17 protein-coding genes are annotated in these 17,660 nt (G+C 30.2%); 16 read left to right on the top strand and 1 reads right to left on the bottom strand.

Annotation, left to right across the window (positions count from 1 at the left end; all coding sequences use genetic code 11):
- The first annotated feature begins 36 nt into the window (after positions 1–36).
- The 5 genes from B5F09_RS01385 (at position 37) to B5F09_RS01405 (ending at position 5,308) form a co-directional block, all read left to right on the top strand.
- Positions 37–1,041: an AI-2E family transporter gene (locus B5F09_RS01385; protein WP_087299373.1), complete on the top strand. Its 1,005-nt coding sequence runs from the start codon at positions 37–39 to the stop codon at positions 1,039–1,041.
- A gap of 49 nt (positions 1,042–1,090) precedes the next feature.
- Positions 1,091–2,647, top strand: a complete 1,557-nt coding sequence (locus B5F09_RS01390; RefSeq protein WP_087370786.1) for a DUF975 family protein — start codon at positions 1,091–1,093, stop codon at positions 2,645–2,647.
- 100 nt (positions 2,648–2,747) lie between these two features.
- A complete protein-coding gene (locus B5F09_RS01395) occupies positions 2,748–3,650 on the top strand; it encodes a LysR family transcriptional regulator (RefSeq protein ID WP_087370789.1) in 903 nt (300 codons plus the stop codon).
- A 113-nt stretch (positions 3,651–3,763) separates the two neighbouring features.
- Entirely contained in the window at positions 3,764–4,582 is an 819-nt protein-coding gene (locus B5F09_RS01400; RefSeq protein ID WP_087370793.1) for a hypothetical protein, read from the top strand.
- 9 nt (positions 4,583–4,591) lie between these two features.
- Positions 4,592–5,308, top strand: a complete 717-nt coding sequence (locus B5F09_RS01405) for a phosphatase (protein ID WP_087299381.1) — start codon at positions 4,592–4,594, stop codon at positions 5,306–5,308.
- A gap of 142 nt (positions 5,309–5,450) precedes the next feature.
- On the opposite strand, the gene B5F09_RS01410 is transcribed toward B5F09_RS01405, so the two are convergent.
- Positions 5,451–5,702, bottom strand: coding sequence for a hypothetical protein (locus B5F09_RS01410; protein WP_087299383.1), 252 nt, complete (start codon positions 5,700–5,702; stop codon positions 5,451–5,453).
- Positions 5,703–6,221: 519 nt separating this feature from the next.
- On the opposite strand from B5F09_RS01410, the gene B5F09_RS01415 reads away from it, so the two are divergent.
- The 11 genes from B5F09_RS01415 to B5F09_RS01465 all read left to right on the top strand — a co-directional run bounded on the left by B5F09_RS01415 (position 6,222) and on the right by B5F09_RS01465 (position 17,554).
- Complete coding sequence (locus tag B5F09_RS01415; protein WP_087370796.1) at positions 6,222–7,679, top strand: anthranilate synthase component I family protein; 1,458 nt, start codon at positions 6,222–6,224, stop codon at positions 7,677–7,679.
- A 1-nt stretch (position 7,680) separates the two neighbouring features.
- The gene (locus B5F09_RS01420; RefSeq protein ID WP_087370799.1) at positions 7,681–8,250 is read left to right on the top strand and encodes an aminodeoxychorismate/anthranilate synthase component II; all 570 of its coding nucleotides are present in this window, start codon (positions 7,681–7,683) and stop codon (positions 8,248–8,250) included.
- Positions 8,247–9,254, top strand: coding sequence for an anthranilate phosphoribosyltransferase (gene trpD / locus B5F09_RS01425; protein ID WP_087370803.1), 1,008 nt, complete (start codon positions 8,247–8,249; stop codon positions 9,252–9,254). Before B5F09_RS01420 ends, trpD begins: the two co-directional genes overlap by 4 nt.
- 13 nt (positions 9,255–9,267) lie before the next feature.
- The gene (gene trpC / locus B5F09_RS01430; RefSeq protein ID WP_087370807.1) at positions 9,268–10,065 is read left to right on the top strand and encodes an indole-3-glycerol phosphate synthase TrpC; all 798 of its coding nucleotides are present in this window, start codon (positions 9,268–9,270) and stop codon (positions 10,063–10,065) included.
- Positions 10,055–10,651, top strand: coding sequence for a phosphoribosylanthranilate isomerase (locus B5F09_RS01435; RefSeq protein ID WP_087370810.1), 597 nt, complete (start codon positions 10,055–10,057; stop codon positions 10,649–10,651). Before trpC ends, B5F09_RS01435 begins: the two co-directional genes overlap by 11 nt.
- Positions 10,638–11,822 (top strand): tryptophan synthase subunit beta, encoded by a 1,185-nt coding sequence (trpB, locus tag B5F09_RS01440; protein WP_087299395.1) that lies wholly within the window; start codon positions 10,638–10,640, stop codon positions 11,820–11,822. The genes B5F09_RS01435 and trpB overlap by 14 nt, the downstream gene beginning before the upstream one ends.
- On the top strand, positions 11,815–12,582 hold the full coding sequence (trpA, locus tag B5F09_RS01445; protein WP_087299397.1) for a tryptophan synthase subunit alpha: 768 nt from the start codon (positions 11,815–11,817) through the stop codon (positions 12,580–12,582). The genes trpB and trpA overlap by 8 nt, the downstream gene beginning before the upstream one ends.
- A 344-nt stretch (positions 12,583–12,926) precedes the next feature.
- Positions 12,927–14,246 carry a TrkH family potassium uptake protein gene (locus B5F09_RS01450; protein ID WP_239404205.1) on the top strand — a complete coding sequence of 440 codons (1,320 nt, stop codon included), beginning with the start codon at positions 12,927–12,929 and terminating at the stop codon, positions 14,244–14,246.
- 12 nt (positions 14,247–14,258) lie between these two features.
- Positions 14,259–14,903 (top strand): TrkA family potassium uptake protein, encoded by a 645-nt coding sequence (locus B5F09_RS01455; RefSeq protein ID WP_087370813.1) that lies wholly within the window; start codon positions 14,259–14,261, stop codon positions 14,901–14,903.
- A 40-nt stretch (positions 14,904–14,943) separates the two neighbouring features.
- Positions 14,944–16,863 carry a DUF4118 domain-containing protein gene (locus B5F09_RS01460; RefSeq protein ID WP_087370816.1) on the top strand — a complete coding sequence of 640 codons (1,920 nt, stop codon included), beginning with the start codon at positions 14,944–14,946 and terminating at the stop codon, positions 16,861–16,863.
- A complete protein-coding gene (locus B5F09_RS01465) occupies positions 16,856–17,554 on the top strand; it encodes a response regulator (RefSeq protein ID WP_087299403.1) in 699 nt (232 codons plus the stop codon). Before B5F09_RS01460 ends, B5F09_RS01465 begins: the two co-directional genes overlap by 8 nt.
- Positions 17,555–17,660 lie beyond the last annotated feature (106 nt).

Raw genomic sequence — 17,660 nt, forward strand, 5'->3', positions numbered from 1 at the left:
TTTTTCTAGTAATTCATATAATTTAATGGTGATTGGATGAAAGATAAACTAATTAAGTATGCTTATTATTTGTTGCTTGTAATAATATTTGTTTTGCTTGCATATGCATTAGTTAACTGGCTAGTTCCTTTATTTTTTAGCTTTTTAATTGTTTTGGTTTTGCAGCCTTTATTAGCTAAAGAGATTGAACTACTTAAAATAAAGAATTCTTTTTTAACTAAGTTAGTTATTGTTTTGAATTATTTATTTTTTATTACAGTCATCATTGTTATTGTAGTTTTTACAGTAATTCAAATTTATAAAATACTAGAAATTATGCCTGAGTATTTAAATGATTTATATCAAAAATTAAGTAATAATCATTATATAATTGATGCTGGTAAGTATTTAGATATTATTTATAGTGGCTCAATGAGTTTAGTTGAAAATATTTCGACTAGTTTTATTACTAGTTTAATAACTTTTATAATGAAAATACCTAGTTTTCTTTTTGATTTAATGTTTGTGGTAATTACTTCTTTGTTTATCTTATTAGATTATGATTTAATTGAAAAATATGTTTTAAATAAATATCCGGTGACTTCTTTGGTAGTTGATACAGTAAAAAATGTTTTAAGTAATATTTTTAAAGCTTCTGTTATCATCATGATCGTAACATTTGTAGAATTATACTTAGGCTTTGTTTTAATTGGATTATCGCAAAGTGCCATGCTTGCTTGTATTATTGCAGTAATTGATTTTTTGCCTGTTTTAGGATTAGATATGATCATGGTGCCTTGGATCATAATTAATGCGTTAACTAATAATATTTATTTAGCGATAGCTTTACTGATAATTTATTTGATCGTTGTTGTTACTAAAAATATATTAGAGCCTCGACTATTAGCGAAAAACCTTGGTCTTAGTCCAATTGTTTCATTAATAGGAATGTATTTGGGGATGCAATGGTTTGGAATAATCGGTTTATTTATTGCCCCAACTTTAATTATGATCATTATTCAAGTTTTTAAAGTAAAACATCAGTTAAAAAATAATGAATAGTTAGTTAGAATCATGTATAATATAGGCGTTGAAGTAAAGAGGAGTATTTATGGAACGGAAAGATTTGAAATTATGGGCTCGTAAAGAAGCTAATAATCATCGTTGGCAAATTTGGAAATGTTTATTGATAATATTGTTAGTTACATTAGGATTAATTGTTTCTTTGATTCTTATTTTTAATTGGCTATTGAGTTTAAAGACAACATCTATTATTGGTGTATTGGATTTTGTAATTGTCTTAGCTATTTTACTGGCATATTTATTTAGTGCTGGTTTTTCAACACAGTTTTATTGTTATATCAAGGAAATTATTAATAATGGTAATAGTGATTTAAACTTACTAAAAACATCGTTTATAACGTATATTAGAAATGGTTTTATTTGCTGGTTAATCTTTTTTATCGATCTTTTAGGAATGTTTTTGTTTATATTACCTGGAATCTTTTTGTTGATAAAGTTTTTGCCAGTTCCGTATTTGCTTGCAAATCATCAGGAAATGAATGTTATTGATATTTTAAAAACAAGCTGGCAGATGATGTCTTTAAATAAAATGAAGGATTTGTTACTTTTAATTTTAAGTTTTGCTGGCTGGTTTATTTTAGGTATCTTTACATTTTTGATTGGTTTTATTTGGGCATTACCATATTTTTTATTAGCTCTTAGTAGATTTTTTATCATACTGGAAAATGAGTATTTTGGTTTAGAAGAAATACAAAATGAAGATAATAGTAAAGAAATCCAAGAATTTGCCTTATTAAATAATTTAGATGTTATGGGTAACAATATATACGGATTATTTAATGACTTTCCGGTTGTAATTAAGGTCTTACCAGAAAATACAATTATAAAAATTAGTATTGCTGGTAATAAACGTTCAAGAATTGATAATTACTTTGCTAAGTTAGAGCGCTTAGGATTTTTAAAAACAATAAATTATAGTAATGATATAATTACTATTTCTATAATAAGTCAAAACTTAAATAATGTTTATGAAACATTAAAGAATATAACAATGATCATTCGTAAGATTGGATATCAGCCAGCGTGCTGTCATTGCCATTGCAATAAGCCGGTTTCATTTTGTCTTTATCATGGTGAAATTGTTTATGTCTGTAAAGATTGTTTCAATGAATTAAAGAATAAACAATCAGTTCCTAAAGAAAAATATAGTATTGGTTTTTTAGGGGCTGTTTTAGGGGCACTGTTTGGTGGTTTGATCTGGATATTAATTTATCAATTTACAGCCTTTGGTCGTATAACTGGTTATATAATTGCTTTACTTGCAATTTTAGGCTATCAAAAATTTGCAGGACGATTATCTTTATCAGGACTAATAATTAGTGGGTTATGTAGTGTTGTTAGTTTATTAGTGGCTGAGTTCTTTGGCTTGAGCTTACAAATCTTTTTAGCGACAAGAATTGATAGTTTGATCCAGTCAATTATATTAACACCGAATTTTATCATGCATAGTGATATTATTTATCTAGTTGTAAAAGATATTTTATTTGGACTTTGTTTTATGGCGATTGCTTTTATACAGTATAGTTATTCTTTAATGCACACGGAAAAGAAACCAAATATAGTTAAATTAGACAAAACAGCTTAGGCTGTTTTTTTATAGTTAGAAGCTATATCAAATATTAGAATTAGATATTTTTCAAACTTGTTTTAGTATGTTACAATAGTAACATTGTGGAGGTGAGACTATGACATTGCAACAATTAAGATATGTTATTACCGTAGCTAAAAATGGTTCTATTTCCGAAGCAGCTAAAGAATTGTTTATCTCACAGCCAAGTTTATCTAACGCTATTAAAGAATTAGAAAAAGAAATGCAAATTGTTATTTTTTCACGGACTAATAAAGGGATAGTTGTAAGTGAAGAAGGACGTGAATTTTTAGGATATGCCCGCCAAGTCGTTGAACAGGCTGATTTGCTTAAAGAGCGTTACTTGGAAACAAAGACAGTAAAAAAACGTTTTAGTATTTCAACACAGCATTATTCTTTTGCGGTTGATGCTTTTGTTGATCTAGTAAAAAAATATCGTGATAGTGAATATGAATTTACGCTTAGAGAAACACGAACTTATGAGATAATTGAAGATGTTAAAACATTAAAAAGTGAAATTGGAATATTATATTTAAATGATTTTAATGAAAAAGTAATTACTAAATTATTAAAAGAAAATAATCTTGTTTTTAAGGAATTATTTCAGGCAAAACCCCATATATTTGTAAGTAATACTAATCCACTTGCTGTTAAGAAAATTGTGACTTTAGAAGATATTGAACCATATCCTTATTTGTGTTTTGAACAAGGAGAGTATAATTCATTTTATTTTTCAGAAGAAATTTTAAGTACTTTAACTCACCGTAAAATTATTAGAGTTAGTGATCGAGCTACTTTATTTAATTTATTGATAGGATTAAATGGTTATACAATATCTACCGGTATTATTAGTGAGGAATTAAATGGGAAAAACATAATTGCAATTCCTTTAGCTGTTGATGAAATAATTAAAGTTGGATATATTGTTCATAGAGATATTAACCGAAGTTTTTTAGGATCCTTGTTTATAGAATCGCTTCAAAATAATATTGAATTTTAGGTGCTTTTTTAGCATCTTTTTTTATTTAATAATCTTTTTTTGTCTATAAATGAACAATAATCAATGATATAATTATATAATATAAAGCAAATTTAAAGGAGGGGAGATGGGCTATGATTAATTATCTAATAGCTTTTGTTTCTGGAAGTCTTGGGACAATGATTGGTGGAACAGCTTCATTTGTCATTACTGGTTTAGTAGGTCTTATTGTAATTATCTTAGATGGGTTAGGAGCTAACACTCATCTATTAACAAATCAGGTCTTGAATTTATTATTTATGCCTTGTGTTTGTTTTAATGGTGCGGTAGCAGGATTGGCATATGCAGCTAATGTTAAACATTATGATATAAATGGTGCTGATGGGAATCGTTCATTATATTTTACTGGTGATCCTTTAGTTTTAATTATTGGTGGAATTTTTGGCTTATTAGGCTATGGATTATTTTCATTGTTTACATATTGGAATTTTCCTATTGATATTGGTGCACTAGTTGTACTATCACTAAATATGTTGATTAGAGTATTGTTTGGGACTAATAAATATATCCATCATCCCAGCCAACCGTTATTTAGCTATAAACAGGCTAATTACTGGTGTTTTCAAATAATATTTGCCGCAGTATTATCATTAATAACAGCTTATTTTGTAGGAATTACTGGTGTTGCTAGTCTAGGGTTTTCATTAAGTGCTTTAAGTCTGGTTTTTGCTTTTTCGACTCCGGATTTTCCAGCTACTCATCATACTACTTTAATTGCTGGTTATGCAATGGTAGCAACAAATTCATTAGCTATTAGTACAATTTTTGGGGTTTTAGCACAGTTATTTTTTATTGTTTTTAATACCTATTTTAATACTGATTTAGATAGTCATGTAGATGCCCCAGCTGCTTCAATCGCTCTATTTAGTTTGCTTATTTTTACATTATTTTAGGAGGTCTATATGGGAAAAATAGAATTAGATGTTCATACACATACTATTGCAAGCGGTCATAGTTATTCATCGATGAATGAAATGGTAAATGAGGCTAAAGCTAAAGGTTTGCAGTTATTAGGGATGGTTGAACATGATGTGGGAATACCAGGTACTTGTGATCCAATATATTTTAAAAATTATCATGTGATTCCAAGAGTTTTTAATGGTTTAAAAATAATTTTAGGAATTGAGGTTAATATTTTAGATTATGATGGTAAATTAAGTATTAGTGATGATCTTTACCAATGTGTTGATTATTGCATGGCTGGAATTCATTTTCATTGTTACAAACCGGGATCAATTGAACAAAATACAAATGCAGTAATTGAAACAATCAAAAATCCGCATATTAGCGTTATTGTTCATCCTGATGATGGTTATTGCCCGCTAGATTATGAAAAAGTTGTTTTGGCAGCTAAAAAATATCATACATTATTAGAAGTCAACAATAATGCCTTAAGAAGTTCATCACGATTAAATTCACGTGAAAATGTAATTGAAATGTTGCAGTTATGTAAAAAACATCAAGTGAAGATTATTTTAGGTAGTGATGCTCATATTCATTTTGACATCATGAATTTTGATCATATTGAAGGAATTTTAGAAGAAATTGATTTTCCTAAAGAACTGATTGTTAATTATGATGTGGATGAATTTTTAAAGTATATTGATAAGAAAGTTTAATAAGATTGATAAATTAAAAACCGTATGTTTTTAACATACGGCTTTATTATCAACTTTATAGAAATTTTTATGTGAAACCACATCTAATTTATATTCAAACTTTACAATCTATATTCTAAAACCACTCTATTTTGACTCAACCTTAGTGAGCCACTGATATAATTGGGGGTCTACGTTTCATATTTAGGCGATAGTCTTTTTTCCAATTAATTCTTAGACTCATTGAAGTGATCTTACTAGAAATGTATGCGATTAATTTTGGTTTGACAGATAAAATTGTTTCTCTATCTTCTACTAGACCAGTTCCAAATAGTTGATACGCTTGTAATAATACATCTACTAATACAATTAATGTATAAAGCATTAATACTGAAATAATATACATTTCGTTCATATTATCAACTCCTTTCGTCTAATCCTTTCCTCACCATTATAATAGCACATATCCGCTAAAAATGGAAGCCCTTTCATTGAAAAAATAATTTTTTTTTGCTGATTTAATCAATGTTTTTTTAATTTTATAATAATGATAAAAATTGTTTTTGGATAAAAACATTTATTAAAATGTAAATATTTTATTGACAGTTATAATTATCCAGTATATCATAATAAACAAGAAAACCGTTGAAGTGGAGATAAAAATAGATCGTGCACTTATAGAGAGCTTGGATGGTGGAAGCAAGCAGAACGCAGCCTATTAAATGGACCACGGAGGGCAAAGTGAAAAGCTGAGGCTGAGTATTCTTTGACGTAAGACTTACGTAAGTAGTCATAGATGTGATAGCATCTAGTAAGGGCACGAGTGTATCGTGAAGCAAGGTGGCACCGCGGAATAAGTGTAGTTTATTATCCGTCCTTGACAGAATTATTTTCTGTCGGGACGGTTTTTTATTTATCAAGGAGGAAAAATTTTATGTATTATCCAACATTAAAACAAGCTAAACAAATTATTGCTAATGGGGATTATGACATTGTTCCAGTTAGTAAAGAAATCTATGGAGATGGAATTACTCCAATTGAAGTAATGCGAATTTTAAAAAACTATAGTGAGCATTGCTTCATGTTAGAAAGTGTGGATGATACAAAACGATGGAGCCGCTATACCTTTTTGGGGTTTGAGCCCATAAGTGAAATTACCTGTTTAAATAATGTTGTAACAATAGATGGTCAGATTTATAAAACTAAGCATCCGCAAGATTATATTAAACAGATCTTAAAAAAATATAAAAGTCCTAAAATACCTAAGTTACCAGCATTTACTGGTGGTTTAGTAGGGTATTTTGCATATGATTATTTTAAATATAATGAATCGACATTAAATTTAATGGTAGAAAGTGATGGTTTTAATGATGTTGATTTAATGTTATTTGATCAAGTGATTTGTTTTGATAACTATCGTCAAAAGATAATTTTAATTGCAAATGCTAAGTGTAATGATCTAAAGACTGGTTATCAAAAAGCGGTTGATAAAATAGAGCGATTGGAAGAATTGATTTTTAATGGCAGCAAAGCTGAAATTGAACCATTGCGTTTAACAAGTGATTTTAAAGCGTTATTTACCAAAGAACAATATTGCAATATGGTAAAAAAAGCTAAAGATTACATTAAAGAAGGTGATATTTTTCAAGTAGTTCTAGCTAACAGATTGAAAGCTAAAGCTACCGGGAGTTTGTTTGATAGCTATCGAGTTTTAAGAACAACTAACCCATCGCCTTATATGTTTTACTTTTCAAGTCCAAGCCAGGAAATTGCAGGAGCTTCGCCAGAAACGTTAGTTAAAATGGAAGATGGGAATTTATATACTTATCCCTTAGCTGGAACACGAAGACGGGGACAAGATGAAAATGAAGATCAAAAACTAGAAAAAGAATTATTAGCTGATCCAAAAGAATTAGCAGAACACAATATGCTAGTAGATTTAGGGCGTAATGATTTAGGAAGGGTTGCTAAATTTAATAGTGTTAAAGTAGAAAAATATTTAGAAATCTTGAAGTTTTCTCATGTCATGCACATTGGTTCAACAGTAGTTGCTAAGGCATTAGAAAATAAAGATGCTATTGATGTAATTGGAGCAATGCTACCAGCTGGGACATTATCAGGAGCTCCTAAAATCAGGGCTTGTCAAATTATAAATGAGTTAGAAAAGTCTCGTCGTGGTATTTATGGTGGTGCAATTGGATATATTGATTTTACTGGTAATTTAGATACTTGTATTGCAATTAGAATTGCTTATAAAAAAGGTGAAGATGTTTATGTTTGCTCGGGGGCTGGAATTGTTCATGACAGTATTCCAGTTAATGAATATCGAGAGTGTTTAAATAAAGCTAAAGCAGTGATCAATGCCATTTATGAAGCTGATGGAGGAATTTAAGATGATTTTATTAATTGATAATTATGATAGTTTTGCTTATAACTTATACCAGTTAATTGGTTCAATCACTGATGATATTAAAGTTATTCGTAATGATGAATTGACAGTAGAACAAATTACTGCTTTAAATCCAGCAGCAATTGTAATTTCACCAGGACCAGGGCGACCTAAAGATGCTGGAGTAATTGAAGATGTGATTAGATATTTTTATGATAAAAAACCACTTTTAGGTATTTGTTTAGGTCATCAGGCTTTATGTGAGGTATTTAATGGTAAGATAACGTATGCTAAAAAGTTAATGCATGGTAAAAGTTCTTTGATAAAAACAGTTGATGATAAATTATTCAAGGGGATTATTCAACCATTTTCAGTAGCTCGTTATCATTCACTTGTAGTAGCAAAAGAAACGATAGCTAGTGAATTGAAAATTTTGGCTATTAGTGATGATGGTGAAATTATGGCTGTTAAACATCGTGATTATCCAGTATATGGATTACAGTTTCATCCTGAATCAATACTAACAAGTGATGGCAAAAAGATAATTGAAAATTTTTTGGGGGTAATAAAATGATTAAAGAAGCGATTTTAAAATTAGCTAAAAAACAGGATCTAACAGCTAGTGAGGCTAGAGCTTGTATGAATGAAATTATGGATGGTCAAGCTAGTGATGTGCAAATGAGCAGTTATTTAACAGCATTAAGTTTAAAAGGGGAAACAATAGAAGAAATAACTGGTAGTGCTGCGGGGATGAGAGAACATTGTATTAAATTATTAAACGATGAAGATGTTTTAGAAATCGTAGGAACAGGCGGTGATGGTTCAAATTCATTTAATATTTCGACGACTTCATCAATCGTAATAGCAGCTAGTGGCGTTAAAGTAGCTAAACATGGTAATCGTGCTGCAAGTTCTAAATGTGGGGCAGCTGATGTTTTAGAATCTTTAGGAATAAAAATTGATGTATCTCCTCAAAAAAGTGCTACAATATTAAACAAGATTAACATATGTTTCTTATTTGCTCAAAATTATCATATTGCTATGAAATATGTAGCACCGGTAAGGCGCGAGCTAGGAATTAGAACGGTCTTTAATATTTTAGGACCATTAACTAATCCTGCTGGTGCTAATATGCAGGTAATGGGCGTATATGAAGAAGCGTTAGTCGAACCATTAGCTGAGGTTTTATCAAATTTAGGGGTAAAAAGAGCAATGGTTGTCTATGGACAAGATGGTTTAGATGAGATTTCATTATCGGCACCAACTACTGTTTGTGAAGTAAAAGATGGCAGCTATATTAGCTATACAATAACACCAGAGCAATTTGGGATGACTCGCTGTCAAAAAGAAGATCTAATTGGCGGTAGTCCTGAGTTTAATGCTAAAATCACTCGTGATATTTTACGTGGTGTTAAAGGACCAAAACGTGATGCAGTATTATTGAATGCTGGAGCAGCGATTTATATTGCCGGAAGGACTGAAACAATGCAAGAGGGAATTGACTTGGCTACACAGTTAATTGATGAAGGGAAAGCTTTAACTAAACTAGAGGAGTTCATAAAGGAAACTAATATGTAGAAGGAGTTAAAGTATGATTATTGATGATATTATTGAAAAAACAAAAGAACGGGTAGAAGAAAATAAAAAGAGAAATTCAATTGATAAATTAGCAAAACTAGCTTTTGCAAAACCAATATATAATGACTTTCCATTTGAAAAAGCGTTAAGAAAACCAGGTTTATCTTATATTATGGAAGTTAAACGAGCATCACCATCAAAAGGGGTTATTACTCAAAACTTTGATTATAAAACGATTGCTAAAGAATATGAAGATATTGGAGCAGCAGCTATTTCTGTTGTTACGGAACCGGATTTCTTTAAAGGGGATGATGATTTCTTAGCAGAAATTAAAAAAATCGTAAAAATACCAGTCTTAAGAAAAGATTTTGTAATCGATGAATACATGATTTATGAAGCTAAATTATTAGGAGCTGATGCTGTTTTATTAATTTGTAGTGTATTAGATGAAATTACGTTAATGCGTTGTTTAAATCTAGCGGAACAATTAGGAATAAGTGGTTTAGTTGAAGCTCATAGTTCAATGCAAATTAAAAAAGCGCTTCGAGTTGGTGCTAAAATAATTGGGGTTAATAATCGTGATTTAAGAAATTTTGAAGTGGATTTAAATAACAGTGTTGAACTTCGTTCAATGGTACCTGAGGATGTAATTTTTGTTTCTGAAAGCGGCATTACAACTTATGATGATATTAAGTTAATGGAAGAAAATAAAGTTGATGCTGTTTTAGTTGGAGAAATATTGATGCGTTCTCATGATAAACGGAAGACTTTTGAAATTCTTCAAGGGCTTCGTCAGCCAAATGAAAATTAAGATCTGTGGTCTATTTCAAAATGGGGATATTGATTATGTAAATGAAACCTTACCTGATTATATTGGTTTTGTCTTTGCTAAAAGTAAACGACAAGTAAGTTATGATCAGGCTAAGGTAATGTCTAGTAAGTTAGATAAAAGAATTAAGACAGTTGGGGTATTTGTCGATGCTTCAATCGATGAAATCGTTAAATTAGTAAATGATCAAATTATTGATTTAGTACAATTACATGGTGATGAAGGTATTGATTATATTAAACAGTTGAAAGCTAAAATAAATGTACCAATAATTAAAGCTATTAAAATGACACCAGAAACGGATTTAAGAACAATTAGTTTTCCCGTAGATTATTATTTACTAGATAGCGTTATTAGTGGTAGTGGTAAAACTTTTGACTGGTCATTAATTAAAAAATTAGATAAACCGTTCTTTTTAGCAGGTGGAATTAATTCAGGTAATCTTGACGATGCCATTAAAATTAATGCTTATGCTATTGATGTTAGTTCTGGGGTAGAAACTAACGGTATTAAAGATCCAAACAAAATAAAAGAAATAGTAAGGAGAATCAAAAATGACAGCAGGTAGATATGGAATTCACGGGGGGCAATATATTCCAGAAACATTAATGAATGAAATTCATAATGTTGAAAAAGCATATGAATATTACAAAAACGACCCTGAATTTAATCAAGAATTAGATCGGTTATTAAAAGAATATGCTAATAGACCTTCATTATTATATTATGCTAAAAAAATGACCGAAGATTTAGGAGGGGCTAAGGTATATTTAAAAAGAGAAGATTTAAATCATACTGGTTCCCATAAAATAAACAATGTTTTAGGTCAAGTATTAATGGCTAAAAAAATGGGAAAAAAACGAGTAATAGCAGAAACAGGAGCAGGTCAGCATGGCGTAGCTACAGCAACTGCTGCTGCATTACTTGGGTTAGAATGTGAAATCTTTATGGGTAAAGAAGATACAGATCGACAAGCCTTAAATGTTTATCGAATGGAACTTTTAGGAGCTAAGGTTCATAGTGTTACTACTGGCACAATGACTTTAAAAGATGCTGTAAACGAAACTATGCGGGAATGGACTAAAAGAATCGATGATACTTTATATGTTTTAGGTTCAGTTATGGGACCACACCCATTTCCAATGATCGTTAGAGATTTTCAAAGTGTTATTTCTAAAGAAGCAAGAGAGCAGATTTTAGAATACGAAGGTAAACTGCCAACTGCAGTCATGGCTTGTGTTGGTGGTGGCAGCAATGCTATGGGGATGTTTTATAATTTTATAAATGATAAAGATGTTCAGTTAATTGGCTTAGAAGCAGCAGGTAAAGGTGTGGATACAGCTTTTAATGCAGCAACGATTGCAACAGGGACTTTAGGCGTATTCCATGGCATGAAATCATATTTTTGTCAGGATGAATATGGTCAGATTGCCCCAGTATATTCAATTTCAGCGGGACTTGATTATCCTGGTATTGGTCCAGAACATGCTTATCTTCATGATATTGGTCGGGCTCAATATATTCCAGTAACTGATGATGAAGCGGTAGCAGCATTTGAATATTTAGCTAAAACTGAAGGAATTATCTGTGCTATTGAAAGTGCTCATGCTGTTGCCTATGCTCGTAAATTAGTACCAACAATGAAAAAAGATGACGTTGTAATTATCTGTTTGTCAGGTCGTGGTGATAAAGATGTTGCTGCGATTGCTAGATACCGGGGGGTGGATCTTCATGAATAGAATTAAAAATGCTTTTAATAATAAAAAGGCTTTTATTCCTTTTATCACTGCAGGTGATCCAAGTAAAGAAGCGACGATAGAATATATTTTAGAAATGGAAAAAGCTGGGGCTTCGTTAATTGAAATTGGGATTCCTTTTAGTGATCCAATTGCTGAAGGTCCAGTCATTCAGGAAGCTAATATTCGTGCTTTATCTAAGAAAATGACAACTGATCAGGTTTTTGAAATTGTCTTAGAAGTTCGTAAAAGTTCTAATATTCCAATTTGTCTAATGACTTATTTAAATCCTGTTTTTCATTATGGTTATGAAAAATTCTTTAAAAAATGTCAGGAAGTCGGTGTTGATGGAATTATCATTCCTGATTGTCCTTTTGAAGAAAGTAAGGAAGTTACTGAAGTATGTTATAAATATGATGTTGATTTTATTTCCATGATTGCACCAACATCTAAAAAAAGAACGATCCAGATTGCCAGTCAGGCTAAAGGATTTATTTATCTGGTTTCTTCAATGGGAGTAACTGGTATGCGTAAAAGAATTGATGGTGATATTGCTGGAATTGTAGAAACTATTAAAACAGTAACCGATACGCCAATAGCACTGGGATTTGGAATAAATAATGTAGAACAAGTTGAATATTTTAGCCAGTTTGTTGATGGTATTATTGTTGGTAGTGCTATTGTTAATATTATTAAAGAAAATAAAAATCATGCCCATCAACCTTTGCATGATTATGTAAGTTCACTAACTAGTGTATTATAATAAGTTATTATTAGGCTAATTAACAGGGAAGACCTGTTAATTAGCTTTTTTAAAACTTTGAAAATTTAAATAAGAAATAACCACCACTAAAAATTAACACCAATAATCCAATAAGAGCAACATTTTCCATATATAACACCTCTATTTCTACTTATAAAATAGCAAAAAAAGTATAAAAATGATGTTAGGTATTTAGTTGAAGAATTAAGATTATATAAAAATTTTTTCATCTTTATACAATCTTAATATTAACCAGATAATCTTTATTTTATATTTATAATTAATCAAGTATATTAGTTATAAAGAATAAGGATAATAGGGGGGGATGTCTAATTAAGGAGAAATTGACAGAAAAGCTGTTGCATAGTTATTCACCGATGAAGATAATATTTTTAGGTTTTTGTTTAATTATTTTTATTGGAACAGTTTTACTTAGTTTACCAGTTTCTTTAAAGGAAGGTAAAGAAATTTCAGTTTTGACATCTTTTTTTACGGCTACTTCAGCAACTTGTGTTACTGGTTTGATTAGAGTAGATACTTATAGTCATTGGAGCTGGTTTGGTCAGTTTGTAATTATTTCTTTGATACAAATTGGTGGGATTGGTTTTATGACCTTATGTATTTATATTTTAACTTTAGCAAAAAAGAAAATCGGAATTATTTCACGTTCAATCATGCAAAATTCTATTTCTTCACCACAAGTTGGTGGGATAGTTAAAATAACTAAATTCATTATTGGGGGCACTTTTATAATTGAAGCAATTGGGGCTTTTTTATTATCATTAGTATTTTGCCCACGATTTGGATTTTTAAAAGGAATCTGGTTTTCAATTTTCCATAGTATTTCGGCATTTTGTAATGCTGGATTTGATCTTATGGGAACTATTGAACCCTTTAATTCACTTATTTCGTATCAAGATAGCTGGTATGTAAATTTGATTATTATGTCATTAATTGTAATTGGTGGTTTAGGTTTTTTAGTATGGCGTGATATTGTTGATAGTCACTTTAACTTTAAAAAAATGCGCTTGCATACTAAATTAGTAATCACTGTTACTTTAATTTTGATTTTTGGTGGAACTTTTGTTATTTATTTGTGTGAACAAGGAAATGCAACAGTATTAGAATCAATGTTCCAGTCAGTTACCGCTCGTACAGCTGGATTTAATAGTATTGATTTATCAAAAATTAGAGAAAGTACACAAATGATTTTAGTAATTTTAATGTTTATCGGTGGTTCATCTGGATCAACTGCAGGTGGGATTAAAACAACAACTATTGCAGTATTATTAGTTAATATCTTTAATTTATTTAAACAAAGAAAAGCAGTCGAAGTATTTCATCGTCGCATTGGTGATGAAATAATTAGAACTGCTAGCTGTGTATTAATGGCATATTTAGTTTTTACAGTAACAGTTGGTTTGATTATTTGTCAAATTGACAATGTTCCATTTGTTTCCGCATTGTTTGAAAGTGTTTCAGCAATGGCAACAGTTGGATTAACAGTTGGAATAACTACGCAGTTAAGTGCTTTTTCACAGATACTATTAGCAATATTGATGATTATTGGTCGCGTTGGTTCGGTAACTTTTTTACTTGCTTTTGCTTCTAATCGAACTTTACCAATTGCCAAAGCACCAGCCGAAAAAATTCAAATAGGATAATATGGAGGAATTATGAAATCAGTTTTAGTAATTGGATTAGGACGTTTTGGACGTCATTTATCAAGAAAGTTTATTGATGAAGGTAATGCAGTATTAGCGATTGAAAAGGATGAAACAAGAGCTGATAATGCAGTTAATATTGTAAATGAAATTCAAATAGGTGATGCAACTAATGAAGATTTTATAGAATCTTTAGGTGTTAATAATTTTGATATTTGTGTTGTAGCAATTGGTGATAATTTCCAAACAGCATTAGAAATTACAGTATTATTAAAAGATTATGGAGCTCAGTTTGTTATTGCACGTGCTAATCGTGAAGTTCATCGTAAGTTATTATTACGTAATGGTGCTGATTATGTTGTTTATGCTGAAAAAGAGATTGCTGAACGAATTGCAATCAAATATGGTTCTAAAAATATTTTTGATTATGTGGAATTATCTTCTGATATTGCAATTTATGAAATTAGGATTCCAAACAGCTGGCTAGGTAAAACAATCGTTGAAAAAGCAGTTCGAACTCGCTATCATGTTAGTATTTTAGCAACTAAAAAAGATGGTAAGATTTATCCATTGCCGCAACCAACTCATGTTTTTAAACCCGATGAAACACTAATTGTTATGGGAACAGCAAAATCAATTAAAGAAATTACGCGCTAGTAAAAATGTGTTATAATATTAACCATAAAGGGGTTAATTTATGGATGTACAACAAGAACATGTTTTAATTTGTTTATCACCATCGATATATAATCGTGATGTGATAAAAATGGCCGCAGCTGTCGCTAGAGATAATAAAGCAGTATTTACTGCTTTATTTGTTGAAACGCCTGATAATTCAAAAATAAGTAAAGAAGATCGTGAACAATTGCAGGCTAATATTGACTTAGCTAGACAATTAGGGGCTAATATCGAAACGGCATTTGGTGAAGATATTGTTTATCAAATTAATGAATTTTGTCATAACTCACAAGTTACCAAAGTATTTATTGGTTATAGTCAAAGAAAAAAATGGCGAATCTCATATAATGCTTTAGATAAACAAATATTAGAAACATTATGTGACTTAGATGTCAATGTTGTTTATCACCAAAGTGGCGAATCAAAAAAAAGTAATAAAAAGAAAAAAGAATTTATTTATAAAACTAGTGACTTTTTAATTTCAATTCTAGTTCTTTTACTGGCAACAGCAATTGGAATGTTATTTCACTGGTTAGGTTTTAGTGAAGCTAATACTATTACTATTTATATTTTAGGAGTTTTGATTATTGCTGTATCAACTTCTAATCGAATATTTAGTTTAGTATCATCAATTTTAAGTGTTTTGATTTTTAATTTTATGTTTACTAATCCCCGCTTTACTTTTGCAGCTTATGGTTCTGGTTATCCGGTTACTTTTGCAATTATGCTTATTGCTGCTTTTATTACTAGTACTCTAGCGATTAGAATTAAAAAGCAGGCTAAACAATCAGCGCAATATGCTTATAGAACCAAAGTTTTATTAGAAACTAATCGTTTATTACAAAAAGAAAAAAGTATTGCCGGGATTAAACAGACAACGGCTAAACAAATAATTAAATTATTAGAAATGCCGGTAATTATTTGTCAGGTTAATCAAGATAATCAAATTGAATATGAAAATTATGGAAATGATAATATTGATGTTACTAATGATAAGCAGGTTTGTAAAAACGTTTTAGATGTATATCATAGTAAAAAAGCATATCAGGATGATAACTATTATTTACCAATAGTTAGTGCTAATGATATATATGGTGTTATTATTATTGTATTAAATGATAAGATCATTGATGCTTTTGAAAACAATCTTGTTTTATCAATAGTAGGTGAGTGCGCTCAGGCTTTAGAAAAAGAATTATTTAATAAAAAACGTGAAGAAGCTGCAATTGAAGCTAAAAATGAGCGATTACGAGCCAATTTATTACGTTCAATTTCTCATGATTTAAGAACACCGTTAACTAGTATTTCTGGTAATGCCAGTGTTTTAATAAATGAATCTAAAAATCTTGATGATGAAAAAAAGCAGCAACTTTATGAAGTGATTTATGATGATTCATTATGGTTGATCAATCTAGTTGAAAATCTTTTAAGTGTAACCAGATTAGAAGATAGTACCGTTAGTTTACATTTAGAAACTGAATTGATTGAAGAAGTTATTAATGAAGCATTAAATCATATTAGTCGAAGAATTGAACAGCATCATCTAGTATTTATTAATAACGATGAATTTATATTAGCTAAAATTGATGCTAGATTAATAATTCAGGTAATTATTAATATTATTGATAATGCGATTAAATATACACCGGTTGGATCGACGATTGAAATTGAAGCGATAAAAAAAGATCATTTTGTTGAAATTCAGATTCGTGATAATGGACCGGGAATTAGTGACAGTGATAAAGAAAAACTATTTGAAATGTTCTATACGGTAAAACATAATACAAGTGATGCTAGACGTGGTTTAGGACTAGGTCTAGCCCTGTGTAAAACAATTATTATTGCCCATAATGGAACTATTACAGTAACTGACAATCATCCAAAAGGAACTATCTTTAGTTTTACGTTACCAATTGAGGAGGTTGAAATTCATGAATAAACCAGTAATTTTAGTTGTTGAAGATGATAATGCAGTAAGAAATCTAATTGTTACAACATTAGAAACTCATGATTACAAATATCATACTTCCCAAACAGGGAAACAAGCGATTATTGAAACTGCTTCAAAAAAACCTGATATTATGTTATTAGATTTAGGTTTGCCTGATATTGATGGAGTAGAAATAATTAAAAAAGTAAGAACCTGGACTAATATGCCAATCATCGTAATTAGTGCTCGTAGTGAAGATCATGATAAAATTGAAGCGCTAGATGCAGGAGCTGATGATTATTTAACCAAACCATTTTCAGTTGAGGAGCTATTGGCGCGATTAAGAGTTGTTTTAAGACGACTAAGTTATAATCAAAATCAGCCAGTTGAAAGCAGTGAGTTTGTTAATGGTGATTTAAGAATTGATTATGCTAGTGGTTGTGCTTATTTAAAAGATAAAGAACTGCATTTAACACCAATTGAATATAAGTTATTATGCTTGCTTTCTAAAAATGTTGGAAAAGTATTGACTCATACTTTTATTACTAAAGAAATATGGGGGAATACTTTGGAAAGTGATGTTGCTTCCCTGCGGGTATTTATGGCAACACTTCGGAAAAAAATTGAAGCTAATCCTGCTAAGCCAAAATATATCCAGACTCATGTTGGAGTAGGATATCGAATGCTTAGAATTGAATAATAAGTATATTATTTTTAATATCATATAAAAAACGCCATTTTGGCGTTTTTCGTTATCTGATTGAAAATTGATTTAGGTGAAAATAATAAGTATATCAGTCGGACGT

It is taken from the genome of Erysipelatoclostridium sp. An173 (genome assembly GCF_002160495.1).
Classification (GTDB): domain Bacteria; phylum Bacillota_I; class Bacilli_A; order Erysipelotrichales; family Coprobacillaceae; genus Thomasclavelia; species Thomasclavelia merdavium.

Coding starts and splice junctions, on each gene's coding strand:
- trpC (WP_087370807.1), top strand. CDS start 9,268: ATGATTATTGATGATATTATTGAAAAAACAAAAGAACGGGTAGAAGAA.
- B5F09_RS01415 (WP_087370796.1), top strand. CDS start 6,222: ATGTATTATCCAACATTAAAACAAGCTAAACAAATTATTGCTAATGGG.
- B5F09_RS01395 (WP_087370789.1), top strand. CDS start 2,748: ATGACATTGCAACAATTAAGATATGTTATTACCGTAGCTAAAAATGGT.
- B5F09_RS01420 (WP_087370799.1), top strand. CDS start 7,681: ATGATTTTATTAATTGATAATTATGATAGTTTTGCTTATAACTTATAC.
- B5F09_RS01400 (WP_087370793.1), top strand. CDS start 3,764: ATGATTAATTATCTAATAGCTTTTGTTTCTGGAAGTCTTGGGACAATG.
- B5F09_RS01390 (WP_087370786.1), top strand. CDS start 1,091: ATGGAACGGAAAGATTTGAAATTATGGGCTCGTAAAGAAGCTAATAAT.
- B5F09_RS01410 (WP_087299383.1), bottom strand. CDS start 5,702: ATGAACGAAATGTATATTATTTCAGTATTAATGCTTTATACATTAATT.
- B5F09_RS01405 (WP_087299381.1), top strand. CDS start 4,592: ATGGGAAAAATAGAATTAGATGTTCATACACATACTATTGCAAGCGGT.
- B5F09_RS01460 (WP_087370816.1), top strand. CDS start 14,944: ATGGATGTACAACAAGAACATGTTTTAATTTGTTTATCACCATCGATA.
- B5F09_RS01385 (WP_087299373.1), top strand. CDS start 37: ATGAAAGATAAACTAATTAAGTATGCTTATTATTTGTTGCTTGTAATA.
- trpA (WP_087299397.1), top strand. CDS start 11,815: ATGAATAGAATTAAAAATGCTTTTAATAATAAAAAGGCTTTTATTCCT.
- B5F09_RS01455 (WP_087370813.1), top strand. CDS start 14,259: ATGAAATCAGTTTTAGTAATTGGATTAGGACGTTTTGGACGTCATTTA.
- trpB (WP_087299395.1), top strand. CDS start 10,638: ATGACAGCAGGTAGATATGGAATTCACGGGGGGCAATATATTCCAGAA.
- B5F09_RS01465 (WP_087299403.1), top strand. CDS start 16,856: ATGAATAAACCAGTAATTTTAGTTGTTGAAGATGATAATGCAGTAAGA.
- B5F09_RS01435 (WP_087370810.1), top strand. CDS start 10,055: ATGAAAATTAAGATCTGTGGTCTATTTCAAAATGGGGATATTGATTAT.
- trpD (WP_087370803.1), top strand. CDS start 8,247: ATGATTAAAGAAGCGATTTTAAAATTAGCTAAAAAACAGGATCTAACA.